General features: G+C 61.5%; 21 protein-coding genes and 1 tRNA gene. 8 read left to right on the top strand and 14 right to left on the bottom strand.

Translation table 11 applies throughout. The features are described from left to right. Positions 1-41: 41 nt before the first annotated feature. Complete coding sequence (locus RAK1035_RS15255; protein WP_037297647.1) at positions 42-1,703, top strand: ABC transporter substrate-binding protein; 1,662 nt, start codon at positions 42-44, stop codon at positions 1,701-1,703. Between the two features lie 12 nt (positions 1,704-1,715). Here RAK1035_RS15255 and RAK1035_RS15260 read toward each other — a convergent pair whose 3' ends face one another. Further along, positions 1,716-2,306: a lytic transglycosylase domain-containing protein gene (locus RAK1035_RS15260; protein ID WP_008281017.1), complete on the bottom strand. Its 591-nt coding sequence runs from the start codon at positions 2,304-2,306 to the stop codon at positions 1,716-1,718. Between the two features lie 192 nt (positions 2,307-2,498). On the opposite strand from RAK1035_RS15260, the gene RAK1035_RS15265 reads away from it, so the two are divergent. Together RAK1035_RS15265 and typA are read left to right on the top strand one after the other, a co-directional pair. Then, positions 2,499-3,014: a single-stranded DNA-binding protein gene (locus RAK1035_RS15265; protein ID WP_008281018.1), complete on the top strand. Its 516-nt coding sequence runs from the start codon at positions 2,499-2,501 to the stop codon at positions 3,012-3,014. A gap of 305 nt (positions 3,015-3,319) precedes the next feature. Beyond that, the gene (typA, locus tag RAK1035_RS15270) at positions 3,320-5,140 is read left to right on the top strand and encodes a translational GTPase TypA (protein ID WP_008281019.1); all 1,821 of its coding nucleotides are present in this window, start codon (positions 3,320-3,322) and stop codon (positions 5,138-5,140) included. Positions 5,141-5,176: 36 nt separating this feature from the next. Here typA and RAK1035_RS15275 read toward each other — a convergent pair whose 3' ends face one another. From RAK1035_RS15275 to recA, 5 genes are all read right to left on the bottom strand, one after another. Further along, positions 5,177-5,722 carry a histidine phosphatase family protein gene (locus RAK1035_RS15275; RefSeq protein ID WP_008281020.1) on the bottom strand — a complete coding sequence of 182 codons (546 nt, stop codon included), beginning with the start codon at positions 5,720-5,722 and terminating at the stop codon, positions 5,177-5,179. Positions 5,723-5,775: 53 nt separating this feature from the next. Then, complete coding sequence (locus RAK1035_RS15280; RefSeq protein ID WP_008281022.1) at positions 5,776-6,063, bottom strand: DUF1330 domain-containing protein; 288 nt, start codon at positions 6,061-6,063, stop codon at positions 5,776-5,778. 24 nt (positions 6,064-6,087) lie between these two features. Beyond that, on the bottom strand, positions 6,088-6,372 hold the full coding sequence (locus tag RAK1035_RS15285) for a DUF1330 domain-containing protein (protein ID WP_008281023.1): 285 nt from the start codon (positions 6,370-6,372) through the stop codon (positions 6,088-6,090). A gap of 9 nt (positions 6,373-6,381) precedes the next feature. Continuing rightward, positions 6,382-9,057, bottom strand: coding sequence for an alanine--tRNA ligase (gene alaS / locus RAK1035_RS15290; RefSeq protein ID WP_037297649.1), 2,676 nt, complete (start codon positions 9,055-9,057; stop codon positions 6,382-6,384). 137 nt (positions 9,058-9,194) lie between these two features. Continuing rightward, entirely contained in the window at positions 9,195-10,268 is a 1,074-nt protein-coding gene (gene recA / locus RAK1035_RS15295; RefSeq protein WP_008281025.1) for a recombinase RecA, read from the bottom strand. 191 nt (positions 10,269-10,459) lie between these two features. Here recA and RAK1035_RS15300 point away from each other — a divergent pair, with 191 nt between their 5' ends. Beyond that, entirely contained in the window at positions 10,460-11,113 is a 654-nt protein-coding gene (locus tag RAK1035_RS15300) for a hypothetical protein (RefSeq protein WP_008281026.1), read from the top strand. A 27-nt stretch (positions 11,114-11,140) separates the two neighbouring features. On the opposite strand, the gene RAK1035_RS15305 is transcribed toward RAK1035_RS15300, so the two are convergent. The 6 genes from RAK1035_RS15305 to rpmH form a co-directional block, all read right to left on the bottom strand. After that, positions 11,141-13,450, bottom strand: a complete 2,310-nt coding sequence (locus RAK1035_RS15305) for a hybrid sensor histidine kinase/response regulator (RefSeq protein ID WP_008281027.1) — start codon at positions 13,448-13,450, stop codon at positions 11,141-11,143. Positions 13,451-13,548: 98 nt separating this feature from the next. Continuing rightward, a complete protein-coding gene (locus tag RAK1035_RS15310) occupies positions 13,549-14,700 on the bottom strand; it encodes an RsmB/NOP family class I SAM-dependent RNA methyltransferase (RefSeq protein WP_008281028.1) in 1,152 nt (383 codons plus the stop codon). Between the two features lie 39 nt (positions 14,701-14,739). Continuing rightward, positions 14,740-16,188, bottom strand: coding sequence for an IMP dehydrogenase (gene guaB, locus RAK1035_RS15315; RefSeq protein ID WP_008281029.1), 1,449 nt, complete (start codon positions 16,186-16,188; stop codon positions 14,740-14,742). Between the two features lie 78 nt (positions 16,189-16,266). Then, positions 16,267-16,515, bottom strand: coding sequence for a membrane protein insertion efficiency factor YidD (gene yidD / locus RAK1035_RS15320; protein ID WP_008281030.1), 249 nt, complete (start codon positions 16,513-16,515; stop codon positions 16,267-16,269). Then, positions 16,512-16,952 (bottom strand): ribonuclease P protein component, encoded by a 441-nt coding sequence (rnpA, locus tag RAK1035_RS15325; protein ID WP_037297652.1) that lies wholly within the window; start codon positions 16,950-16,952, stop codon positions 16,512-16,514. The genes yidD and rnpA overlap by 4 nt, the downstream gene beginning before the upstream one ends. A 23-nt stretch (positions 16,953-16,975) precedes the next feature. After that, positions 16,976-17,110, bottom strand: coding sequence for a 50S ribosomal protein L34 (gene rpmH / locus RAK1035_RS15330; RefSeq protein ID WP_008281032.1), 135 nt, complete (start codon positions 17,108-17,110; stop codon positions 16,976-16,978). Positions 17,111-17,404: 294 nt separating this feature from the next. On the opposite strand from rpmH, the gene RAK1035_RS15335 reads away from it, so the two are divergent. The 4 genes from RAK1035_RS15335 (at position 17,405) to RAK1035_RS15350 (ending at position 21,118) form a co-directional block, all read left to right on the top strand. Then, the gene (locus RAK1035_RS15335) at positions 17,405-18,145 is read left to right on the top strand and encodes a TVP38/TMEM64 family protein (protein WP_008281033.1); all 741 of its coding nucleotides are present in this window, start codon (positions 17,405-17,407) and stop codon (positions 18,143-18,145) included. Positions 18,146-18,147: 2 nt separating this feature from the next. Then, positions 18,148-19,566: a dihydrolipoyl dehydrogenase family protein gene (locus tag RAK1035_RS15340; RefSeq protein WP_008281034.1), complete on the top strand. Its 1,419-nt coding sequence runs from the start codon at positions 18,148-18,150 to the stop codon at positions 19,564-19,566. A gap of 27 nt (positions 19,567-19,593) precedes the next feature. Then, on the top strand, positions 19,594-20,985 hold the full coding sequence (locus tag RAK1035_RS15345; RefSeq protein WP_008281035.1) for a sensor histidine kinase: 1,392 nt from the start codon (positions 19,594-19,596) through the stop codon (positions 20,983-20,985). 56 nt (positions 20,986-21,041) lie between these two features. Further along, positions 21,042-21,118, top strand: a tRNA-Arg gene (locus tag RAK1035_RS15350). A 239-nt stretch (positions 21,119-21,357) separates the two neighbouring features. Here the strand turns inward: RAK1035_RS15350 and RAK1035_RS15355 are convergent. Both RAK1035_RS15355 and RAK1035_RS20555 read right to left on the bottom strand, forming a co-directional pair. Next, entirely contained in the window at positions 21,358-23,079 is a 1,722-nt protein-coding gene (locus RAK1035_RS15355) for a Hint domain-containing protein (protein ID WP_008281036.1), read from the bottom strand. 39 nt (positions 23,080-23,118) lie between these two features. Continuing rightward, positions 23,119-24,540, bottom strand: a complete 1,422-nt coding sequence (locus RAK1035_RS20555; protein ID WP_008281037.1) for an Ig-like domain-containing protein — start codon at positions 24,538-24,540, stop codon at positions 23,119-23,121. Positions 24,541-25,247: the final 707 nt, after the last annotated feature.

Genomic DNA, 25,247 nt, shown 5'->3' on the forward strand with positions numbered 1-25,247 from the left:
TGAAGCAGAACAGACTGCCTCGCATAGACCGAAAGCCCCTGATGCCGCGCCAAATCCCCCCCGTTCCGCACTCCGCCACCCTTTGCGATGCGCAGGCCCTGCGCGCAGGCAGGATGCAGCGGCGCGAATTCCTGACGCGCGCCACGGCCTTGGGTCTCAGCGCCGGTGCAGCCTATGCGCTGGGTGGTCTCAGCCAACCTTTGCACGCAAAGCCCGCCATCGCTCAGGGCGGCACCCTGCGTATCCAGCAGAATGTAAAACCCCTAAGCGATCCGCGCAGCTATGACTGGAGCGAACTGGGCAACCAAACGCGCGGGTTTCTGGAATATCTTGTCGAATACCAAAGCGACGGCACCTTTACCGGCATGCTGCTCGACAATTGGCAGGTGAATGAGGACGCCACCCGCTATTTGCTGCACCTGCGCGCCAATGTGACATGGAACAACGGCGATCCCTTTACAGCGCGGGATGTTGCCCGAAACATCGCCCGCTGGTGCGACACCACGGCCGAGCGCAATTCAATGGCTGGCCGCTTTGCAGGGCTGATCGACCCCGATACCGGTCAGGCGCGCAAGGATGCCATCACCGTGCTTGATGATCTGACCCTTGTGCTCAGCCTCTCGCAACCTGATATCTCGGTCATCGCCAATATGGCCGATTATCCCGCCGCCCTTGTGCACGAAAGCTATGACGGCGGTGATCCGTTCCTCAATGGCATCGGCACCGGCCCGTTCCGCCCCGTCAGCCTTATTCCCGGCGAACGGTGCATTCTCGAACGCCATCCCGAGCATCGCTGGTGGGGCACCGAAGTGTTTGGCGGGCCCTATCTTGACCGGGTAGAGTTCGTGGACCTTGGCCTTAACCCTTCGGCTTGGCTTGGCGCTGCGGAACGCGGAGAGATTGACCTTCTCTATGAAACAGTCGGCGATTTCATTGATGCGATGGACGGGATTGGCTGGGCCAGCACCCGCACCGAAACCGCCGCCACAACCGTGATCCGCGCCTCACAATCTGCGCGCATGGTTGGCACCAACCCCTATCTCAACCGCGACATTCGCCGCGCCATGGCGCTCGCTGTCGATAACGAAATCTGTCTTGAACTGGGCTATGGCGGGCGCGGCACGGTAGCGGCCAATCACCATGTCAGCCCGATTCATCCCGCCTATGCCGATATCGGCCCAGCCCCCTATGACCCCGCGCAGGCCCGCGCGACCATCGAGGCGGCAGGGCTTTTGGGCTTTGAGCACGAGCTAGTCACCGTCGATGACGAATGGCAGCGCAACACCGGCGACGCGGTCGCGGCGCAATTGCGTGACGCTGGCCTTACCGTGCGCCGCCGCATCCTGCCCGGCCCGGAATTTTGGTCCAATTGGCGCGAATTTCCGTTTTCCGCAACACAGTGGAACCACCGCCCGCTTGATGTGCAGGTGCTCAGCCTTGCCTATCGCTCTAACGCCGCCTGGAACGAAAGCGGCTTTGCGGATGAGAAATTCGATGCCCTGCTCGATGAGGCCAACCGCCTGAGCGATGCCGACCGCCGCCGCACGGTGATGGAACAGCTACAAACCATCCTGCGCGACGAGGGCGTGATCATTCAGCCCTATTGGCGCGCGCTTTTCAACCATCACAACGGCCAAGTGGTGAATGCCGAAAAACATCCCGCCAACGAGATTCACCTCTACCGGATCGGTTTTGCCGCCTGACTGCGCACAGGATCAGCTGCCCAAGATCACCTTGACGTAATTGCGCGTCTCTTTAAACGGCGGCACCCCGCCGTATTTCGACACTGCCCCCGGCCCCGCGTTATAGGCCGCAAGCGCCAGACGCCACGACCCAAACGTGCGGTACTGCTCCGCCAGATAGCGTGCGCCACCTTCTAGGTTTTCACGCGGATCATGTGGATTGACACCTAGAATCCGCGCCGTATCGGGCATCAGCTGCGCAAGCCCAATCGCCCCCTTGTGCGAGCGTGCATCCGCCCGCCAGCCGGATTCCTGCTGCACCAACCGCAAAAACAAATCCTCAGGCACCTGATACCGCCGCGCCGCCTGCTTGGCCAAATCAAGATATGGCCCGCGATAGGCCCCCCGGAACGCCGGGGACAGATCATCCCACATCGTCGGCGTCTTGACCCGCTCTGGCTGAAGCCGCACAGAATTGTTGTATTGCTGGCGCGCGCGGTTATCGAGAACCTTGGTCTGAGATTTGAACAGGCTGACCCGGCTCTTGCTCGACAGAACATCCGCCTCTGAGACACCCGGAACAATCAGCCCAAAGGCCACAAGCGCGCTTGCGATCCACCGCATTACTGTCCTGCCCTCATCCACCACTTTGGCCGCACTATATGCAATAATTTCGAAAATTCGAGACTTCTTTTGCCCCTTGGCCCCGGATCAGCAGCTTTCGTCGTATTTACCGACAATTTTAACCTTTCCTTCACGCCGATGCGGTGGTGTAACCGTCAGACGCGAACCACGGCATGATTCAAGGAGGGCGCGATGTCCGGCTCTGTTAACAAGGTAATTCTCATCGGCAATCTGGGCCGCGACCCCGAGGTCCGGACCTTTCAGAACGGCGGCAAGGTGTGCAACCTGCGCATCGCCACCTCCGAAACGTGGAAGGATCGCAACAGCGGCGAACGCCGCGAGCGCACCGAATGGCACACCGTCGCCATCTTCTCCGAAGGGTTGGTGCGCGTGGCCGAGCAGTATCTGCGCAAAGGCTCCAAGGTTTATTTGGAGGGCAAGCTGCAAACCCGCAAATGGCAGGATCAGTCCGGTCAGGACAAGTACAGCACCGAAATCGTGCTGCAAGGCTTTGATGCAACCCTCGTCATGCTTGATGGGCGTGGCGAAGGCGGGGCCAGTGGCGGCGGCGGCGGCAGCTATGGCGGCGGTCAGGATCAGGGCTACGGCGGCGATTATGGCGGCGACTACGGCTCTTCCCCGGCCCCCGCATCAAGCGACGGTGGGTCGCGCCCCGCGCGCGATATGGATGACGAAATCCCGTTCTGATGCGCTGCCTTTAACGCGCCCTCGCCGGTTCCTGCGCTCTGATCGGGCGCAGGAACCGGTAAATCTCCGATCCAGGGCCCCGCCGACACCGCGCAATCCCCCCGCCTTGCCTGCCTCAAACTGGGCAGCGGTGCCTTGGCACAACGCCTTGGTCCGAGTATGCTGGCCCTGCCCCGTGTCACCCCCCTGTTCCCAAAGCGACACAACCACGCGGCATGATCCGGCCCGAGGGATGCTTTGCCTCTGGTCTTTCCGCGTCGCGGCGTATAGGGCGCAGGCGAACAATGTCAGGACAGCTACACCCCATGGATCTGCGCAATATCGCCATCATCGCCCACGTCGACCACGGCAAGACCACGCTCGTCGACCAATTGCTGAAACAATCCGGTGCCTTTCGCGCCAATCAGGCCGTCGATGAACGCGCCATGGACAGCAATGATCTGGAACGCGAGCGCGGCATCACCATCTTCGCCAAACCCACCAGCGTTCTTTATAAAAAGACCCGCATCAACATCGTCGACACCCCCGGCCACGCCGATTTCGGTGGCGAGGTAGAGCGGATCCTGTCCATGGTCGATGGTGTCGTTTTGCTTGTCGATGCCGCCGAAGGCCCGATGCCGCAAACGAAATTCGTAACCTCCAAGGCACTGCGCCTCGGGCTGCGCCCCATTGTCGTGCTCAACAAGGTCGACAAACCCGATGCAGAGCCTGACCGCGCGCTCAACGAATGTTTCGATCTTTTCGCCTCGCTCGATGCGAATGACGATCAGCTCGATTTCCCGCATATGTATGCCTCGGGCCGCGCCGGTTGGGCCGATCACGATCTTGAAGGCCCGCGCAAGGATCTTTCGGCGCTCTTTGACCTGATCGTCAACCACGTGCCCGCGCCGAAACAACTCGCCCATATCGACGAAGATTTTCGCATGTTGGCCACCACGCTTGGTGCCGACCCCTTCGTTGGTCGTCTGCTGACAGGCCGCGTCGAATCAGGCCGCCTCAAGGTGGGCCAGACCGTGCAAGCCCTGAGCCGCATCGGCCAGAAAATCGAACAGTTCCGCGTGACCCGCATTCAAGCGTTCCGCGGCCTTTCCAGCCAAGACATCGACGAGGCGACAGCCGGCGATATCGTCAGCCTCGCGGGCATGTCCAAGGCAACTGTGGCCGATACGATCTGCGCCCTCGCCGTCGAAGAGCCGATCGAAGCACAGCCGATTGATCCGCCCACCATCACCGTGACCTTCGGCATCAACGACAGCCCCCTCGCCGGGCGCGAAGGCAAAAAAGTCCAAAGCCGGGTGATCCGCGAACGCCTGATGAAAGAGGCCGAATCAAACGTCGCCATCAAAGTCACCGACACCCCCGGCGGTGACGCCTTTGAGGTGGCCGGGCGCGGCGAATTGCAGATGGGCGTTCTGATCGAGAATATGCGCCGCGAAGGCTTTGAACTCAGCATTTCGCGCCCGCAGGTTCTGATGCGCGAAGGTGACAAGGGCGAACGTCTGGAACCGATCGAAGAAGTCACGATTGACGTGGACGACGAATACACCGGCGCCGTGATCGAGAAAATCACCGGCCCGCGTCGTGGCGATCTGGTCGAAATGAAGCCCTCGGGTGCCGGAAAAACGCGCATCATCGCCCATGTGCCGTCGCGCGGCCTCATCGGCTATCATGGCGAATTCCTGACCGACACGCGCGGTACAGGCGTGCTCAACCGTGTGTTCAACTCTTGGGCGCCCCATCGCGGCCCGATCCCCGGTCGCCGCGCGGGCGTTCTCATTTCAATGGAGAATGGCGAGGCGGTTGCCTACGCCCTCTGGAACCTCGAAGAGCGCGGCCGCATGTTCCTTGGCGCACAGGCCAAGGTCTATACCGGCATGATCATCGGCGAGCACAGCCGCGACAACGATCTCGAGGTGAACCCCCTCAAGGGCAAAAAGCTGACCAACGTGCGCGCCTCGGGCACTGACGAGGCCGTGCGCCTGACCACGCCCATCACCATGAGCCTGGAAGAGGCCATCGCCTATATCGACGATGACGAATTGGTCGAGGTGACACCGCAATCGATCCGCTTGCGCAAACGCTATCTCGATCCGCATGAGCGCAAGCGCATGTCCAAGAAAGACTAAAACGATTGTCCCCGGCCCCGCGCCGGGGACTTTGTTTCAAGGCGCGATCATATAACGCCCGACGGGGATCAGCCCCTTGGCCCCCCGCCGCGTCACAATGATCTCGCCCGATCCGACACCAAGGCCGGTCAGCGCCGTGATATTGACCTGATGGGTCACGATCAGCACCCGCGCCGCCTCGGGCAATGTTTCGATCATCTGCAACGTCGCCTTGGTCTGCCCCTCGGGGTCACCTTGCCCCGCGTAAAAGGAATCGAGCGGCGGTTGTTCCACCACCGTCCCAATCTCCATCAACGCCGCTGTGTCGAGCGCGCGGCACCAGCGGCTGGACCAGACGTGATCAAAAGTCACCCCCGCCGCCCGCAAGGCTGCTCCGGTCTCTTGCGCCTGCGCCCGCCCCCGCGCATCCAGATTGCGTTGCGTTGCGCAATCTCTTAGCCGAAACGCTGCCGGATCACCCGTTCCGGGTGCCAAAGCATGCCGCATCAACGCCACCACGCCCGGTGCCTTAAGTGCAGACAGATCCGCAGCCCCGGCCAAACTGCCCGCCACGATCATCCAAAATGTCAGTAAAAACCGCATCGCCCACTCCTGCTTTGACGCAAAAGCTAGGGCCACGCGGCAGCTGGTCCAGCCTATTCAGTGATCTCGACGATCACCAACTCCCGCTCAGAGGCCCCGCGCGCATGATCAAGCGCCGCTTGATACTCCGGACTGTGGTAACACGCCTCGGCATCCTCGACAGTCGGGAACCGCGCCACCACATTGCGCGGCCGCTCCTTGCCCTCCAACTGCACGAACCGCCCGCCGCGTGCGATAAACACGCCGCCATGCTTGGCAATCGCAGGCCCGGCAAGGGCGGCATACCGGCCATAGGCCTCGGTGTCGGTCACGGTCACATGGGCAATCCAGAGGGCAGGCATTGTAGAACTCTCCTGTAGTTTCAGTTAGATACCGTCCACAAGGACGATATCACGCTCACTGCTGTTTAGCGCCAGTGGCAAAATGCGGCGATAGGCGTCAGAGCCATACCACTCCAGTGCCCTTGCCCGGTCGGGGAATTCGATGATCACATGCCGGTCGGGGCAATTGCCCTCCAGCACCTGCTGCGCGCCCCCCTTGACCAGAAACCGCCCGCCGAACTTTTCGGCTGTCGCCACGGTTTGACTGGCATAGGATTGATAATCCAGCGGATTCGTAACCGTGATCCGGGCAATGATATAGGCGCTCATCCATCCTCCCTAGGAGGTCATGACCCCCTCGATAACCCCGGTGGCCGCCGCAATCGCGGCCTCCGCCCCGTCCATGCTCGTACCGCCGCCCTGCGCCATATCCGCACGGCCACCGCCGCCCTTGCCGCCCAGTTCGGCCACCGCCGCGCGCACCATCTCCACCGCCGATATCCTGTCGGTCAGATCCTCGGTCACACCCGCCGCTACAGCCACCTTGCCGCCGGTATCGGCAATAAGCAAGACCGCACCAGAGCCAAGCCGCGCCTTATGCTCGTCGATGAGCGGCGGCAGATCCTTGCCCTGCACGCCCGTTAGCACCTGCGCGATGAGCTTGACACCGCCCACCTCGCGCGCCTCAGCGCCACCTCCCTGCCCGGCCCCGCCTGACATCGCCAATTCGCGGCGCAGCTGCGCCACCTCATTGGCCAATGCGCGGCGCTCCTCCATCAGCACTTTGACGCGCTCCGCCACATCCTCGGGCCGCGCCTTCAGGTCCGAGGCCACCTGCCCCAAACGCGCCGCCTGCCCGCTCAGATAATCGAACGCCGCCGCACCGGTCAGCGCCTCGATCCGGCGCACGCCAGCACTCGACGCCGACTCCGCAAGCGCCACGAAAACACCGATATCCCCCGTGCGCCGCACATGCGTGCCGCCACACAGCTCGATCGAATAGGTCCGACCATCAGCACCCTTGCCCGATCCCTCGGCCTGCCCCATCGACACGACACGCACCTCATCGCCGTATTTTTCACCAAAAAGCGCCTGTGCGCCAAGCGCACGCGCGTCATCGGGGGCCATGATCCGCGTCTCAACCGGCGCATTCTGGCGGATATAGTCGTTAACCTCGCGCTCGACCCGCTCCAACTCCGCAGCACTCAGCGCCTTGGCATGGCTGAAATCGAACCGCAGCCGGTCCTCCGCATTCAGCGAGCCACGCTGTGCTACATGCTCGCCAAGCGCGCCGCGCAGCGCCTCATGCAAGAGATGCGTCGCCGAATGGTTGGCCCGGATCGCACTCCGGCGGGCATGCGACACCTCCAACTGTGCCGCCTGCCCCGCCTTGATCTCTCCGGTTTCGACCACGGCGATATGCACGAAAACGCCCGCCACCTTCTTGGTATCGGTCACACGCACCTGACCTGTTTCGGTCTTGAGCAGGCCGCTATCGCCCACCTGCCCCCCCGATTCCGCATAAAACGGCGTCTGGTTCAGCACGATCTGAACGCTCTCGCCCATGGTTGCCGCGCTGACCCGGACCCCGTCACGCACCAAGGCCACGATCTGCCCCTCGGCCCGCTCCGTGTCATACCCCAGAAAATCCGTCGTGCCTTTTTCCTCGGCAATATCGAACCAGACCGCTTGATCCGCCGCCTCGCCCGTACCCGCCCAAGCCGCGCGCGCCTTGGCCTTTTGCTCGGCCATTGCCGCGTCAAACCCGGCGGTATCCACGTCACGCCCCTTTTCACGCAGCGCATCCTGCGTCAGGTCAAGCGGGAAACCATAGGTATCATAAAGCTTGAACGCCGTCACACCCGGCAGGGCCGCGCCCTCGGCCAGATCGCTCAACTCGTCATCCAGCAGCCGCAAGCCGCGCTCCAACGTCTGCTTGAACCGCGTTTCTTCCAGCTTCAGCGTCTCTTCGATCATCGCCTGTGCGCGGCCCAGTTCCGGAAAGGCCTGCCCCATCTGCGCCACCAAGGCAGGCACCAAACGGTGCATTACCGGGTCCTTCGCCCCCAGCATATGCGCATGCCGCATCGCCCGCCGCATGATCCGGCGCAGCACATAGCCGCGCCCCTCGTTGGACGGCATCACGCCATCAGCCATCAAAAACGACGTCGACCGCAAGTGATCCGCGATCACCCGGTGATGCACCCGCCCCGGACCATCCGGATCCTGGCTCGTCGCATGCGCGCTCGCCTCAATCAGGCTGCGCATCAAATCCGTGTCGTAATTGTCATGCTTGCCCTGCAATAGCGCGCCAATCCGCTCGAGGCCCATGCCTGTGTCAATCGACTGCATGTCAAGCGCGCGCATCGAGCCATCCTCGAACCGCTCATTCTGCATGAAGACAAGGTTCCAGATCTCGATGAACCGGTCGCCATCCTCCTCGGCACTGCCCGGAGGGCCGCCCCAGATGCTGTCGCCATGATCATAGAAAATCTCGGTGCAGGGGCCGCAGGGGCCCGTCGATCCCATCGACCAGAAATTATCATCCGTCTTGATCCGGATGATCCGGTCATCGCTGAGGCCTGCGTATTTCTTCCAGATATTCGCGGCCTCATCATCGGTATGATAAACCGTGACCAAAAGCTTGGATTTGTCGATCCCGAAATCCTTGGTCAAAAGATCCCAAGCATAGGGGATCGCTTGTTCCTTGAAATAATCGCCGAAACTGAAATTGCCCAGCATCTCGAAAAACGTGTGATGCCGCGCCGTATAGCCCACATTATCCAGATCGTTGTGCTTGCCGCCCGCCCGCACGCATTTCTGGCTGGTGGTCGCGCGCACATAATCGCGATGCTCCACCCCGGTAAAACAGTTCTTGAACTGCACCATGCCGGAATTGGTAAACATCAGCGTCGGATCGTTGCGCGGCACAAGCGGTGAACTGTCGACAACGCGGTGATCGTTGCGCTCGAAAAAGCTCAGAAAAGTGGAACGGATTTCATTCAGCGTGGGCATGGGCATCTCTTTCCGGGGCGTGTGTGGGCCTGCGTTCCGCTGATTTAACGGGGCCGTCCGGGCATGTCCACCGCAAGAAAAAGGCCCGCGCAGCGCACGGGCCTCTTACTGTCGGTCAAGTTCCGCCTCAGCGGCCCTCAAGCCTCCATTACATCGCCGTCATCAGAGCTTTCGGTCATGTGAAAATCAAGCCCATGCGAGGCGCGAATCTTGTCCTCGATCTCAATCGCCATGGCCGGATTGTCGCGCAGAAACCCCTTGGTGTTTTCGCGCCCCTGTCCAATTCGCTGGTCGCCATAGCTATACCAACTGCCGGATTTCTCCACCACGCCTGCCTTGACGCCAATGTCGATCAACTCGCCAGTCTTGCTGATCCCTTCCCCAAACATGATGTCGAATTCCACCTGCTTGAAGGGCGGTGCCACCTTGTTCTTGACCACCTTGACGCGGGTCGTGTTGCCCACCACCTCGTCGCGATCCTTGATCGAGCCGATGCGCCGAATATCGAGGCGCACGGAGCTGTAGAATTTCAGGGCATTGCCGCCGGTCGTGGTCTCGGGGCTGCCGAACATCACGCCGATCTTCATGCGGATCTGGTTGATGAAGATCACCGTGCAATTGGTCCGGCTGATCGAGCCGGTCAACTTGCGCATGGCCTGGCTCATCAGGCGGGCATGCACGCCCACGCTGCTATCACCCATTTCCCCCTCAAGCTCCGACTTGGGCGTAAGGGCGGCGACGGAATCGACCACGATCATGCTCACTGCGCCCGAGCGCACCAGCGTGTCGACAATCTCGAGCGCCTGTTCGCCGGTATCGGGCTGCGAGATCAGCAATTCATCCAGATCAACACCCAACTTACGCGCATAGACCGGGTCGAGCGCGTGTTCAGCATCGACAAAGGCGCAAACCCCGCCCTTCTTTTGTTCTTCGGCCACGCAATGCAGTGTCAGCGTGGTCTTGCCAGAGCTTTCGGGGCCATAAATCTCAACGATCCGGCCTTTGGGAATTCCGCCAATACCCAGAGCGATGTCGAGCCCGAGCGAGCCGGTCGACGTGGCCTCGATATCCTTGACGGCGTTGTCGCCGCCCAGCTTCATGATCGAGCCTTTACCGAACTGCCGTTCGATCTGCGCCAGCGCGCTGTCGAGCGCCTTTTGCTTGTCCGCGTTCCGCTTGTTATCCATCGAGAGAAGATCTGCCGTTGCCATTTGTTCGGTCCCTTATTCCACACCCTGTCACGGGCGGCAATCATTGCCTGCGTTCACCTCTTGTTCTCATCTCTATGCGGACAAAATGTGAACATTTCAAGAAAATTCTGATGCCCCCACTTTCGGCGCGCAAGATTAACAAGTAGTTTACACAAGCCGAAACCGATGAAATTTCCCTGCGAGAGGCGCAAATGCTGGTGTTTTCCAAGGCGCGGCTGGTGCTCTTGTCGGTCCCCAAGACCGGCAGCACCGCCTATGAGACCGCCCTCGCCCCCCAGGCCGCGATTGCCGTCTCGGCCCCGCCCGAGCTCAAACATGCGCCAGTGTTTCGCTACAACCGATTCTTTCGACCGATGATCGAGCGCTTCTTTGACGGCCCGTTTGATATCGTTGCGGTGATGCGTGAACCGCGCGACTGGCTTGGGAGTTGGTATCGCTACCGCCAGCGCCCGGAACTTGCCGGCCACGCCAACAGCACCCAAGGGCTTAGCTTTGATGATTTCGTGAGCGCCTATTGCACCGGCGAGCCACCAGCTTACGCCCGGGTCGGCAGTCAGGCCAAGTTTCTAGAGCCCCAACGCAGCGGGGCCCAGGTTACCCATCTTTTCCGTTACGAGGATCAGCCGGGGTTGCGCAGCTTTCTCGCGGCCCGGCTTGGCGTGGCGGTCGACCCTGCCCCGCTCAACCGCTCCCCCGCCCTGCCCCTCAGCCTCTCGCCCCGGATCGAGACCCGGTTGCGGCGCAAATATGCCGAGGATTTCACGCTCTGGTCCGGGATCGGCGCAGGCGGTGCCTATACGCCCCAACCCGCCCGAGCAAAGCCCGAGCCAGACGCGCAGACCTGATCGCCCGCGCCCTCGCAAGCCTTGCCCTTACCTCAACTGGCGCTGCACCGTCTCTGTCAATTCATTGAGCGAAAACGGCTTGGGCAGGAAAACCGATTGCGGAATGCATGCCTGCCGGTCGCCAAAGGTCTCTTCGGCATAGCCCGACATGAACACCACCCGTGCCGCAGGGCGTGTCGTCAGCGCCCGCCGCACCCAGCCGGGCCCGTCGATCCCCGGCATGACCACATCGGTCACAAACACATCAACCTGGAGATCCGGATCCTCGAGGATTTCCAGAGCATCTTCCGCCGATTCAGCCTCGAGCACGGTAAAGCCGCGCAATTGCAGCGCCCGGCTGGCAAAGGCGCGCACAGGGGCCTCGTCTTCCACCAGCAGTACAACGCCACAGCCGCGCGTTTCCGATACCGCCAGGCGGGGCACCTCGCGCACGCTCTGCGGCTCGCCCAAATAGGCCGGAAACAGCAACTGAAAACAGGTGCCCTCGCCCAGAGTACTATCCACAAAGATGAAACCGCCGGTCTGTTTTACAATGCCATAGGCCGTCGAGAGGCCAAGGCCCGTGCCCTCACCCGTGCGCTTGGTGGTAAAGAAGGGCTCGAACACTTTTTGCAATTTGTCCGGTGCGATCCCCGCTCCTGCATCGATCACCTGCACCGAAACATACCGCCCCGGCTGGACCACGGCCCGATCCCGACACAGTGCCTCGGTCAAGGTCAGGTTATGGGTAACAATCCGAATTTCCCCACCCGCTGGCATGGCGTCGCGCGAGTTCACCACAAGGTTCATCAACACCTGTTCCAGCTGCCGCTTGTCGGCACGAATTGCGGCCAGCGTTGGATCGTGGCTGAGCGAGAGCGAAATCTTCTCTCCCACCAGCCGGTTTAGCAAATGCGTGAGATCTGCAAGCGTGTCGCGCAGGTCAATCACCTCGGGGCGCAACGTCTGTTTTCGCGAATAGGCCAGCAATTGGCTGACCAGCGCCGCCGCGCGATTGGCATTCTGGTTGATCTGCATGAGATCACCGTAATCGGGATCACCCTGATCGTGGCGCAAGAGCAAGAGGTCGCAATGCCCTGAAATCGCCGTCAAAAGGTTGTTGAAATCATGCGCAACCCCTCCTGCAAGCTGCCCGATGGCCTGCATTTTCTGGCTTTGGACAAATTGCGCCTCCAATGTCTTGAGTTCGGTGGCATCGCTCAGCACCGCGATCAAAACCGGCTCGTCCCCCTCCATTGTACGGTTCAGCGTGACCTGCACGAAAACCTCGCGATCCTGGCGGCGTACGCGCAGAAACTCGGCATGCACCGTGCCACGCCCCGCCGCCGCATCCCCTAGCCAATCCGTGATCGACCGGCCCAAACCCTCAAGCGTATCTCCCAAACTCAAGGCCGTCACACTTTCAACACCCAGCAATTCGCGGGCAGGCCGGTTTGACAGCTGGATCAGCCCCCGTGCCGACACCTTCAACAGAGGGACCGGCAGCGCATCGAAAAACGCCCAGCCATCCAGCGCGCGTGCGCCCCCCTCGACCCCCGGCAAAAGAAACATCTCACGCCGCCCGGCCATCCCTTCGCGCACCACCACAAGGCAGGGCATGGGGCCATCCGGGGTCGCGATGTCATTGACCGCACCGGGGCGCAGCGGCGGTGCGACGCACAGCCGGTCCAGCGTCCGTACCCGCTCGCCCACCAGATCCCGCGCCGCCGCATTCATAAAGAGAACCGCGTCGCGACGGCCCAATGTAAGCATCGGCAGGGCCTGCGCCTCGGCCTCGCGCGGCACATTTTCAGTAGATTTTTCGATCCGCCATAGGAAATGCTCGTCGCCGCTCCGATGCACACCGATACGCAGATGCCCGCCCCGCGTCACCAAATCCTCAACCGCCGCCCCTTTGGCCAGCGCGCGCGCCTCCATCCGAAACAGGATAGGTTCGGGATTGGCCAGAACTTCGCGCAGCGCACCCACAAGCGACGTTGCACGATCCGCCGCCAACAGGCGCCGCGCGGCGGCATTGGCATGGATCAGATGCCCCGCGCCCCCGGTCAAAACCAGCGGCACCGGATCCGCCTCCAGCATGTCTTGTGCCAGATGCGCCACCGCCTGCCGCCCTCCCTTGGCCCGCCGGTTGATCCCCCTCGTGACGACCATAACCCAGAGCGCGACACCGCCAAGCGTCGCCGCGACCAACACCAAAAGCCATTGCCCCTGACCCGGTGGCACAAAGAAGGCCGTAGCCGCAAAAAGCGCCGCCGCCAGCATCAACAGACCGGCACGCGGCCCAAGCCGCAGCGCCGCTTGCTGAAATTGTTCTCCTGCCTGCGGGATGAACGCCACGCCGTGCCCTCGCTTCACGATTCCTGCACCGTTTTACGGACGAACAGTTAAGCGAGACTTAACGGTGGCCAAATACACCCGTCAAGGTTGATGGATTATTAACGCACTCTCTCTAATTGAGAGAGAAAAAACCCGTCACCCGTTTCCGAAATCGGCCAGTGCTGCATATAGCGCACCGTCCATTCGGGATTTTCACTTGCAAAACGCGCTATAACGTCTTGATTTTCTTCTTTTAAGACAGAGCATGTCGCATAGACCAATCGTCCGGCCGGGGCGACCAACGGCGCGGCCTCTGACAGAATACCCAGCTGCAGCCGCGTCAACTCTTCCAACCGCTCCGGTGTCAACGCCCATTTCGCCTCGGGGGTGCGCCGCCAAGTGCCGCTGCCCGAACAGGGCGCATCGCACAAAACAAGGTCAAATTCCCCCTCGGGCTGCGTAAGAAGGCCCACATCAACCCCGGCTCGCGCCGCCCGAACCGGCAGGTCGCGCATCCGTTGCGGGGCCGCATCATGGGCAAAGAACGCGCCTGTCACGCGCGCGGCCAAGGCCAGCACCTTCCCACCGCCACCTGCGCAATAATCCAGAACCCGCGCCCCGTCCGGCAGATCAAGCGCCTCCATCGCCGCCTGACTGCTGCCATCCTGAAGCTCGACCCAGCCCTCGGCATAGCACTGCGATGTTGTAATTTTCCTCTCGCCGTCAATCACTTGCAGCGCATGTCTGGCAATTTCTACCGGCTGTGCCACGATCCCCTCACTGGCCAGCCGCGCCTGCGCCGCCGCGCGCGTGGCACGCCGTGCATTCACCCGGAGCATGATCGGGGCCCGCACGCGCAGAGCCTCAACAGCAGCCTCTGCATTGGCCCCCAAAGACGCCTCAAACCGCTCCCAGAGCCAATCGGGCAGGTCACGCACCGCCGTCGCATCCGGCACAGCTGATACGCGCTCAACCTCCGTCAGCGGCGCGGGCGCATGCCCCTCTCCCGTGAAAACCGTATCTGCATCAATCCCTTGCAGGCGCAAACTGCCCAGCATGAGGGCGCGGCCATCCTCACCGCCGCCCCACGCAGCACAAGACCGCCAACAGCGCAGCACCGAAAACACATGGTCGCGCAACGCCGCGCGATCTTTGGAGCCAGCATAGCGCGCCGTCCGCGCCCAATTGGTCAGCGCCTTTTCCGCAGGCTCGCCCGCGCGAATACGCTCCAACACCTCGATGGCTGCGGCGACGCGCGCGCCGGGCGTCACCGCTTCACCTCAAGAACACCGCACAACACAATGAAAACCCTAGCCAATCCGATAGTTCGGGCTCTCACGGGTGATCTGCACATCATGCACATGGCTTTCCTTGAGACCCGCACCGGTAATCCGCACGAATTGGCAGTTATGGCGCATCTCTTCGACAGTGGCACAGCCGGTATAGCCCATCGCGGCCCGCAGCCCCCCCACAAGCTGATGGATCACGCTGCCTGCAGCGCCTTTGTAGGGCACCTGGCCCTCAACGCCCTCGGGCACCAGCTTGTCACTGGCGGCATCCTTTTGAAAATAGCGATCCGCCGAACCGCGCGCCATTGCGCCCAAACTTCCCATACCACGATAGGCCTTGAACGACCGCCCTTGATACAGAATGACCTCACCGGGGCTTTCATCGGTGCCCGCCAGCATGCTGCCCACCATGGCACAAGACGCACCCGCCGCAATCGCCTTGGCGAAATCACCCGAAAACTTGATCCCGCCATCGGCGATCACCGGCACGTCGCCAGCGGCGCGCGCGCTGTCCATCACAGCGGTCAGCTGTGGCACGCCCACACCCGCCACCATCCGCGTGGTGCAGATGCTGCCAGGGCCAATCCCCACCTTGACGGCATCGGCCCCGGCCCCGATCAGGGCGCGCGTGGCCTCGGCTGTGGCGACATTGCCCGCCACCACCTGAACGGCATTGGACAGCGCCTTGATCCGCTCGACGGCGCGCGCCACGCCCTCGGAATGGCCATGCGCGGTGTCGATCACCACCATATCGACGCCCGCATCAATCAGCGCCTGCGACCGCTCGAACCCGGCATCGCCGACGGTTGACGCCGCCGCCACCCGCAACCGACCCAGATCATCCTTGCAGGCCGTCGGATTGAGCACCGCTTGCTCTGTGTCACGCAGCGTCAAAAGGCCGGTCAACTTGCCCGCCTTGTCTGTCACCAGCAATTTCTCGATCCGCCGCGCCTTCATCAGGCTCTTGGCCTCGTCGCGATCCGCAGGCTCTTGCAGGATTGCCAGATCATTGCTCGTCATCATCACCCGCACCGGCGTGCGGTCATCCTCGGCAAAGCGCATGTCGCGATTGGTCACAATCCCCACCACGCGCCCGGTCTCATCCACCACCGGAAAGCCGGTGACGTTATAGCGGTCCTGCAACGCCTTGGCATCGGCCAGCGTCTGATCGGGGCTGAGCGTGATGGGATTATAGACGATCCCGCTTTCGAACCGCTTGACGCGGCGCACTTCACGCGCCTGTTCCTCGATGGTCAGGTTGCGATGGATCACCCCCATGCCACCCGATTGCGCCATGGAAATCGCCATACGCGCCTCGGTCACAGTATCCATGGCCGAGCTTAAAAGTGGAATGTTCAGCGTGATGGATTGCGTCACGCGCGTCCGTGTATCCGCCGTGTTGGGCAGCACACTCGATGCCGCCGGCACCAGCAGAACATCATCAAAGGTGAGGGCCTCGCGAATCTCCATCGCATATCTCCATGGACAGCTCGTTTGGCGCTTCCCTATTGCATGGATAGGCATGAGGTAAAAGGGCGATTCGTCCTTTTATTCCGCAGCGTCCCGCCTCTTGCGCGGCTCGGGCACCGGGTCATGGCCACATTGTCCCCAGGGGTTGCACCGCAGGATACGCCAGCCCGCCAACAGCCCCCCGCGCAACGCGCCATGCTTTTCCAGCGCGTCCAGCGCATACTGGCTGCACGTCGGATGATAGCGGCAATGCCAGCCCACCCAAGGGCTCAGGATCAGCCGATAGGCCCGAATAGGCAGCGCCAGCACATGCGCAAGCGGGCTCATGCCCCCCCCGACAGCTTGCGCAGCGCATAAGCCAGATCACGCTTAAGCGCCTCATAGGGGCGCGCGCCGGTCTCTTCCGCCTTGCCGATCAGCACATAGTCCCATCCCGGCAGGCCCTGAGCGGGCAAAAGCTCGCGCGCCAAGGCGCGCAGCCGCCGCTTGGCACGGTTGCGCGCCACGGCATTGCCAACCTTCTTGGAACAGGTAAACCCAACCCGGATTGCCGTATCACCATCGCGCCGGTCACGCCCCTGCACCAGCATTGATCCGGTGCCCTGCCGCCGCGCCCGCGCCGCCGCCAGAAAATCAGCGCGCTTGCGCAGCACTGTCCATTTTTCCGGTACATGGCCTTGCGGCTCAGTGGCTCGCGGTGAACATGACGAAACCGCCGGTGGCGTTATCCCTGCATCACTGCGGGGGGCCTCCGGCGGTGTCATTTTCGTCTCGCTATCGCGCGCGCTTATGCGCAGAGCGACTTGCGGCCCCGTGCACGGCGCGCATTCAGAATCTTGCGGCCAGCTTTGGTTGCCATACGCGCACGGAAACCGTGGCGATGCTTGCGAACGAGGTTCGAGGGTTGAAAGGTGCGTTTCATCGCTCCGTCTCCGACTTATTGGGCCACGCGTCTGAGGAATCGCGCAACGATCATATCTATCCGAAGCCCGTCCTATAGAGCGCCCATTTTCCCGTGTCAAACCCCGGGCCAGAGATTTGCAACAAAAACATGCTCCAACCGGGCCAATGAATGTTACAAACTCTGCATAACACAGGCCCAACACCGCGTCATCCCATCACCCATGATCACCCCCGCGTGAGGCCACTGGCGCAGGGCACCCGCAGCATGCAACTAGATGTCAGAGGCCCAACCCAAAGCGAGACGATAGCGATCATGGATCACAGTACAGGCAACAGCAAAGGGGCAAAGCCCTCCGTCGCACGGCATCTGCCGCTTGCGATCATTCTGATCGTAGCGGTGGTCGGGTTCATCACGCTCCGCGATTATCTCACCTTCGATACGCTGCGCGACAATCGCGAGGCGCTCTTGGCCTATCGCGACGCGAATATCACCCTGATGGCGCTCGCCTTCATCGCAATCTATTTCGTGATCGTGGCCTTTTCGCTTCCCGGCGCGGCGGTGGCTTCGGTCACGGGCGGCTTTCTCTTCGGCCTCGTGCTGGGCACAGGCTTTAACGTAATCGCCGCCTCACTCGGGGCCTTCGCCATCTTTCTTGCAGCCCGCGCCGGGCTGGGCCAAACCCTCGCCGCCAAGCTCGAAACCTCCGATGGCACGCTCAAGCGGCTCAAGGAAGGGCTGCATGAGAACGAGATCAGCGTGCTCTTTCTCATGCGCCTCGTGCCAGCCGTGCCGTTTTTCGTGGCCAATCTCTTGCCCGCTCTGGTCGGCGTGCGCTTTTTCAACTTCGCCTTCACCACCGTGTTGGGCATCATTCCTGGTGCCGTCGTCTTTACTTGGATTGGCGTGGGCTTGGGCGAGGTGTTTGACCGGGGTGGAACCCCCGATCTTTCCCTGCTCTGGGAACCCCAAATCATCGGGCCTATTCTGGGCCTCAGCGCGCTTGCCGCCATGCCGATGATCCTCAAGGCCCTGCGTGGCAAAAAGGAAATCTGAACATGACACGATTGAAGACCGATCTTCTGGTCATCGGGGCCGGCTCCGGCGGCCTGTCGCTGGCCGCTGGCGCCGTGCAAATGGGCGCAAGCGTGATCCTGCTCGAAGGGCACAAGATGGGCGGCGACTGCCTCAACTTCGGCTGCGTGCCCTCCAAGGCGCTGATCGCCAGCGGCAAAGCGGCCTATGCCCAATCGCACGCCGCCCAATTCGGCATCGCGGACCAAAGCCCCAAGGTGGATTACGCTGCCGCCAAGGACCATGTGGCAGATATCATCGCCCAGATCGAACCCGTCGACAGCCAAGAGCGCTTCGAAGGCTTGGGCGTGCGCGTGATCCGTGACTACGGCGAATTCCTCTCACCGACCGAGGTCAAGGCTGGCGAGCACATCATCACCGCCCGCCGCATCGTCATTGCGACCGGCTCATCTCCCTTTGTCCCGCCAATTCCGGGGCTCGACACTGTGCCTTATGAAACTAACGAAACCCTCTTTGATCTGCGCGAACGCCCCGACCATCTGCTCGTTGTGGGCGGCGGCCCGATCGGCATGGAAATGGCGCAGGCGCACCGCCGCTTGGGCTGCGCCGTGACGGTGATCGAGGGGGCCAAGGTGCTCGGCAATGACGATCCCGAAATGGCCGCCGTGGTGATCGACCAATTCCGCGCCGAGGGCATCGAGATCGAAGAAGGGGCCTTGGCCGCCGAAATTCGCGGACAGGCGGGCGCCATCGAGATCGAGGCCAAAGACGGGCGCATTTTCAAAGGCTCTCACCTGCTCATGGCCGTGGGCCGCAAGTCCAACACAGATCGCCTCAATCTCGACGCCGCAGGCATCGAAACCACCAAACGCGGCATCAAGGTCGATGCGTCCATGCGCACCACCAACCGCCGCGTCTATGCCATTGGCGATGTCGCGGGCGGGCTGCAATTCACCCATGTTGCGGGCTATCACGCGGGCCTCATCATCCGTCAGGCGCTCTTGGGCCTGCCCGCGAAAAATCGCACCGATCACATTCCTTGGGCCACCTATACCGATCCCGAACTGGCCCAAGTCGGGCTAACCGAGGCTCAGGCGCGTGAGGAACACGGCGGCAATCTCGAAGTCGTCCGCTTCCATTATTCCCACAACGACCGCGCCATTGCAGACCGCAAAACAGCCGGTCTGATCAAGGTCATGGTGGTGCGCGGCCGCCCCGTCGGAGTCTCTATCGCGGGTGCACAAGCGGGCGAACTCATCAATCTCTGGGCGCTCGTCCTTGCCAACGGGCTCAAGATGAAACACGTGGCCAATATGGTTGCCCCCTACCCCACCATGGGCGAAATCAACAAACGCGCCGCCGGGGCCTATTTCTCGCCCCGCCTGTTTGACAGCGCAGGCGTCAAGCGTATCGTTGGCTTTGTGCAACGCTGGCTACCCTGATCGCAGCCATCCTCGGGAGGGGACATTTTGCTGAATTCGCTTTCCGGGCGCTTCCTGATCCTGACGGCCATTTTCGTGATGCTGGCCGAGATTTTGATCTTTGTCCCCTCCATCGCTCGCTTTCGCGAAGATTACCTGCTGACCCGGCTGGAACGGTCCCAAATCGCCTCGCTCGTGCTTCTGGCCGATGAAGAGGTAACGCCTGACCTGCAAGAAGAACTCTTGCGCAACGCCGAGGTGTTCAACGTCGTGCTGCTGCGCGATGATGCCCGCCAGTTGATCCTGTCCTCCCCCGTGCCCGAACCCGTGGCGCAAACCTTCGACTTGCGCGACGCCCCCGCCATTACCCTGATCCGCGATGCCATGATGCGGCTCGTCACACCCGACCGCCAGATCATCCGTGTCATCGGCGAGCCGGTGCGCATGGGCGGGATGTTGATCGAGATTACGCTCGATTCCTCCGGCTTGCGCGCAGCGATGATCGACTATGGCCTGCGCATCCTCTGGCTCTCGCTGGTGATTTCCATCTTCACGGCTGTGCTGCTCTTTCTCGCCGTGCGCGTGACCCTCGTCAAACCGATCAAGCGCGTGGTTGCCGCCATGCAGACCTATGCCGCCGCCCCCGAGGATGTGCGCCGCGTGCTGCGCCCCACCGCCCGCGTCAAGGAACTGCGCGAGGCCGAGGAAACCCTGCAATCTCTGCAAACCCAACTCACCGGCGCACTCAAGCAAAAAGAGCATCTCGCCCAGCTGGGCGGGGCCGTGGCCAAGGTCAATCATGACCTGCGCAATATTCTCACCTCCGCCCAGCTTTTCACTGACCGGATCGAGACCAGCGAAGATCCCACCGTCAAACGCCTCGCCCCCAAACTCATCAACGCCCTCACCCGCGCCGTGCATCTGTGCGAAGCCACGCTGGCCTATGGCAAGGCCGAAGAGCCGGGGCCCGTCTTTGCCCGCCTCTATCTCGCGGATGTCGTGGCCGATGTGATCGACAGCGAGCGTCTCGCCGCAGGCGATGCCGATGTCAGCTTTGCCGAGGATGTGCCCGGCGACCTCGTCGTGCTGGCCGATGCCGAACAGCTCTATCGCATCATCGGCAACCTCGTGCGCAACGCCCGCCAAGCCATCGTCAATAGTGGCCGCCCCGGCGAGATCAGCGTGATGGCCGATGAGGATGCCGCCGAATGGATGATCCGCGTTGCGGACACCGGCCCCGGCCTGCCCCGACGGGCGCGCGAACATCTCTTCAAACCCTTTCAGGGCGGCACCACCAAGGGCGGCAGCGGCCTTGGCCTGACCATCGCCGCAGAACTGGTGCGCGGCCATGGCGGCACGCTCATTCTCGAACGCAGCGACGCCACGGGCACCGCCTTCTGTATCACCCTGCCCAAGGGAAATTTCGGCGCGACGTCATAATTTCTTCCAAAACGCCCTTGCATTGCCCGACGTCAGAGTCTAATTGCTGCCCTCACGGACCGATAGCTCAGCTGGATAGAGTACTTGACTACGAATCAAGGGGTCGGGGGTTCGAATCCTCCTCGGTCCGCCACTTATCCCCTTGATCCAGCTGAAATTCTTCTAACAATCTGAATCTGCCCGCTGGCCCAAAAATCTGGGGCGTTTGCCTAGGCGTGTCGATGCAAGATGCGGTGCTTTGCCGCCCCTCTGCGCACAAAACACCCCTCACGCCCCTGCCCCAGCCGCCCCTCGCAAACCACCCATCAAAACGAAACAATCCCGGCTCTTAACCGGGATTGTCCACGTTTTGATAACAATCAGGCCCGCCGTTCAGCGCACCAGCAATTGCGCCTCATGCCGCTTGAGCGAGCGCCGCGCCGCCTGATAGGCTTCGATCCCCTCGACCGCCCGCAACTCCGGGAAGAGGTCATAGATCTCGTCCCGCTGTGCCGCGCCCATGCCGTCCAGAACCTGCTCACCGGGTTGGAAACTCTCGGTCCAGGTGCCGTTCGACAGAACCACCTCATGCTGATCGCACATAAAGTGGATATAGGTCGCTGCGCGTGTCTCGACTTGGCTCACACCCTCGATCCCGATCAGGTGCTTGGCCGCAGCCAACACCTCACGCTCTTCGAAATAGAGCGCGGCACGATCCGAATTGAGCAGGATGCGGTGCTGCGGGCTCAAAAGCATGTCCCGCTCCGGCAAACCATGCCCCAGCGAACCAGCACGGATCAGGATTGGGCGCAGATGCGGCGAGCGCGCCAATTCGTCCCCGCTCAGCCCCCGCTGACCGATCCAACGGATCTCTTGCAGACCGTTGTCGCGGGTGATCACCTTGTCTCCAACCTTCAACTCTTCCACCAGCTTTTCGCCACGCGGCGTGGCAATCGCCGTGCCAGGGGTAAAGCAAGGAATAAGGTTCTCGATCTCGCCGAACACCAAAGATCCGGTAACCGTCCCATCACGATCCTGGAAGTTGACCGTGCCCGAGGTCGAATCGCCGTCCGGGTCCGTTGTTTGCCCGACAATCTCGAACCGACCCAGACCGCGCAGGTCGAGCGTGTCAAAATCGTCGCCGCCGGTGCCACCATCAATCGTGTCACCCGCGCCAACATCAACGAACACATCGCGGTCATCGAGGCCAACAAGACGATCTGCACCCAAACCACCGCTGATCGTATCATTGCCGGCACCGCCGGTGATCGTGTCATCCCCCTGACCACCAATCAAAGAGTCGTTGCCGTCAGCGCCCACGATGAAATCGTTGTCAATGCCACCGTCGATCACATCATCCCCGGCACCGCCGAGAATTGTGTCATCATCGTCCTGACCAAAGATCGTGTCATTGCCATCGCCACCGTCGATCAGGTCCCGGCCATTGCCCGGCTCCGGATCGGTCGCATCGGGAATATTGATCGAGTCGGGAAAGCCTTCTTCAAGCCCGCCAAAGATCACATCGTCCCCGGCACCGCCGTTGATCGTGTCAGACCCTTCGCTACCGATCAGCGTGTCATTGCCGTCATCGCCGTCGATCACATCGGCATCAATGCCCCCGTCGATCAAATCCGCCCCGGCCCCGCCGGAAATCGTATCCGCATCGTCGCCGGTGGTGATCACATCGTCGCCATCACCGCCAAACACCAGATCGCGGTCATTCTCGGGATCAAGATCGGCCGGCACCGTGGTGCCAAAACCAAGATCAGGCAAAGGCAAGGTCGACGTAGAGGTGCCGGAATCAATGGTGTCATTGCCCGCGCCGCCGTCAATCGTATCAGAGCCATCCTCGCCAAAGATCAGATCAGCCCCGTCAGCCCCGTCAACCTGATCATCGCCAACCCCGGCAAAGACCACGTCATCCCCGGCACCCGCCCGGATGCTGTCATCATTCGGCGCAGCCCCCGGCAAAAGCGCGTCATCGTTATCAACGAAATCGCCGTCCGGATCGCCTGCATAGCCCAGATCAATCAGATCGTCTCCAGCAGTGCCATCCACAATCCCGTCACGGGTGGGCGGCGGCGGCGGCGGGGCGATGCCCACCGTGACTGTCACGGTGGCCGTATCGGTGCCACCATTGCCATCCGAAATCGTTTAATCAAACGTATCCGTGCCGCTGAACCCGGCGTTCGGCGTATAGGTTACGGTGCCGTCGCCATTGACCGTGGTGGTGCCATTGGCCCCATCCGTGGCTCCTGTCACCGACAGCGGGTCGAAATCCGCATCGGTATCATTGGCCAGAACCGGAATCGTAACCTCTGTTTCAAATCCTGTCGTGACACCGTCGTCATTGACAGCATCCGGCACGGTATTGTCGGGCCGAATCAGGTTTTCGATCTCGGCAAAGGTCATGTCGCCGGTCACAGCCCCATCGCTGCCCAGAAATTCGACCCGACCAGAGGTCGAATTGCCATCCGGATCAACCGTCTCATCCACCACGCGCAGGGGGCCTGCACCGCGCAGATCAAGCGTGTCATTGTCCACGCCCGTGCTGCCGCCATCCACCACATCGCCCGCCGTGCCGCCGATGATCAAGTCTTCGTCAGCCCCGCCAGAGATATTGTCCGCACCGGCACCGCCCGACAGAACATCGTTCCCGGCCTCACCCAAGAGCGTATCGTCACCCTCGCCGCCAACCAGCGTATCGTCGCCCGGCAATCCGGCATCGACCACGCCGCCCGTCAGCCCGAAATACACATCCGTGACATTCAGACCATCCGACGTGCCATCGGCATCAGAATACCGGATCACAAGCTGCGATACCGGTCCCGCAATCGACACCGTAAGACTATGCGCCGGGCCATCATCGGTGCCCGACCCCGCACCCATCGCTTGCTCCGCGCTCAGCACCGTCACGGCAGAGCCGCCGACAAGGGTCACGGGGATCAGGTTATCCGCCGCGTCAAAGGCAAAGATTTGCACATTCTCTGTGCCATCCAGGTCATTGATATTGAACGAAACATTCGAAACTTCGGACGAGAATTCAAGCTTGAGATCGGTCGATCCCGGCGCTGCCAGATCCGCCGACAGCGAACTGCCCCCATCGGCCACAGTGCCATCCGTGACAACCCCTGTCACATTCTGCGGATTGTCGGCAAAGGTGGTATCATCGGTCACGGTGCTGGTCAGCACCGAAAAGGTCACATCGACAGAGCCGGTATTCTGGGTAAACGCTGTGATTGGATCGCCCGCGTCGATCGGATCGGCATCATTGGGATCGGGCGCCTCGCTCCACTGGAACACTTCCCGCGCACCTGCCGTCGCATCGGGCGTGTCGCCCACCAACAGGTCATTGCCCGCGCCGCCCTCGACCGAGTCGCTTCCCGATCCGGCAAAGACCGTATCGTTACCAGCACCAGCCAGAATGGTGTCATCGCCGCCAAATCCGTCCACGACGTCATCGTTCGACCCGTCGGGCGCATCATTTGCATCAATCCGATCCCCCTCGGGATCGCCCGTGTAGGCAATATCAATTCTATTTCCGGAATTGTCGCCGTCGACTCTGTTAATTGCCATGTTCCATCTCCCGTGCCTCAACGACACATGCTTGCGACCCTGTTCAAAACGCCTGCATCAATCCCGATTCAACGGAACAAGAGCGACCGGCACAGAACCAAAGGGAAGGAATGCCCAACGGCATTACACAACGGGACGAAACAGCCCAAAACTTCCAATAACTGCGATCATTAAAGAGTCGGGGATTGCGGCAGCTTTCCACGAAACATCGCGTTGGTTGTGTGCGGTCGCCCCCGCGACCTACAGACATGACCCCCCAGATGGGCTGTCCAGACATTATCCTTTTGAATAGTCTGGCCCAAGTGGAATCTGGCGCAAACGTGCCGAAAATACGCCTCTTAGGTTAATTTTGGCCTTGTTATCGCCACAAATCCCCCTCCCAAGACACGCCAACTGTTTCTGCCTCTGGGCAGGGATTGATCAAAAATTACGCGAAATTAAAGCAAAACGCTCGGATTTCAGCACGACTCACACGCATAGCGTGTGTTTGTTTCGGATCCCATGACATATCCGCGCAAACACGGGCTTCAGGGCGCCTCTGTGTTTAAAAAAAGGCAGAGCGGAAAATTCGGCAACAATGCACCACACAAAACGTCTCTGTTGCCAGATTGGAAACACGACTCTCCAAAGATAGCCGCGAATCTCTGAATAGCTGTGGATAACATCCCCGGCCACATCCGCATGACAGGCCTAAACCTGCCGCCGTC

The organism is Roseovarius sp. AK1035, from assembly GCF_003288315.1.
GTDB lineage: Bacteria > Pseudomonadota > Alphaproteobacteria > Rhodobacterales > Rhodobacteraceae > Roseovarius > Roseovarius mucosus_A.

Coding starts and splice junctions, on each gene's coding strand:
- alaS (WP_037297649.1), bottom strand. CDS start 9,057: ATGCCCACGCTGAATGAAATCCGTTCCACTTTTCTGAGCTTTTTCGAG.
- guaB (WP_008281029.1), bottom strand. CDS start 16,188: ATGGAGATTCGCGAGGCCCTCACCTTTGATGATGTTCTGCTGGTGCCG.
- RAK1035_RS15280 (WP_008281022.1), bottom strand. CDS start 6,063: ATGCCTGCCCTCTGGATTGCCCATGTGACCGTGACCGACACCGAGGCC.
- typA (WP_008281019.1), top strand. CDS start 3,320: ATGGATCTGCGCAATATCGCCATCATCGCCCACGTCGACCACGGCAAG.
- RAK1035_RS15285 (WP_008281023.1), bottom strand. CDS start 6,372: ATGAGCGCCTATATCATTGCCCGGATCACGGTTACGAATCCGCTGGAT.
- RAK1035_RS15340 (WP_008281034.1), top strand. CDS start 18,148: ATGACACGATTGAAGACCGATCTTCTGGTCATCGGGGCCGGCTCCGGC.
- RAK1035_RS20555 (WP_008281037.1), bottom strand. CDS start 24,540: ATGGCAATTAACAGAGTCGACGGCGACAATTCCGGAAATAGAATTGAT.
- recA (WP_008281025.1), bottom strand. CDS start 10,268: ATGGCAACGGCAGATCTTCTCTCGATGGATAACAAGCGGAACGCGGAC.
- rpmH (WP_008281032.1), bottom strand. CDS start 17,110: ATGAAACGCACCTTTCAACCCTCGAACCTCGTTCGCAAGCATCGCCAC.
- RAK1035_RS15260 (WP_008281017.1), bottom strand. CDS start 2,306: ATGCGGTGGATCGCAAGCGCGCTTGTGGCCTTTGGGCTGATTGTTCCG.
- RAK1035_RS15255 (WP_037297647.1), top strand. CDS start 42: ATGCCGCGCCAAATCCCCCCCGTTCCGCACTCCGCCACCCTTTGCGAT.
- RAK1035_RS15300 (WP_008281026.1), top strand. CDS start 10,460: ATGCTGGTGTTTTCCAAGGCGCGGCTGGTGCTCTTGTCGGTCCCCAAG.
- RAK1035_RS15275 (WP_008281020.1), bottom strand. CDS start 5,722: ATGCGGTTTTTACTGACATTTTGGATGATCGTGGCGGGCAGTTTGGCC.
- RAK1035_RS15335 (WP_008281033.1), top strand. CDS start 17,405: ATGGATCACAGTACAGGCAACAGCAAAGGGGCAAAGCCCTCCGTCGCA.
- yidD (WP_008281030.1), bottom strand. CDS start 16,515: ATGAGCCCGCTTGCGCATGTGCTGGCGCTGCCTATTCGGGCCTATCGG.
- rnpA (WP_037297652.1), bottom strand. CDS start 16,952: ATGACACCGCCGGAGGCCCCCCGCAGTGATGCAGGGATAACGCCACCG.
- RAK1035_RS15265 (WP_008281018.1), top strand. CDS start 2,499: ATGTCCGGCTCTGTTAACAAGGTAATTCTCATCGGCAATCTGGGCCGC.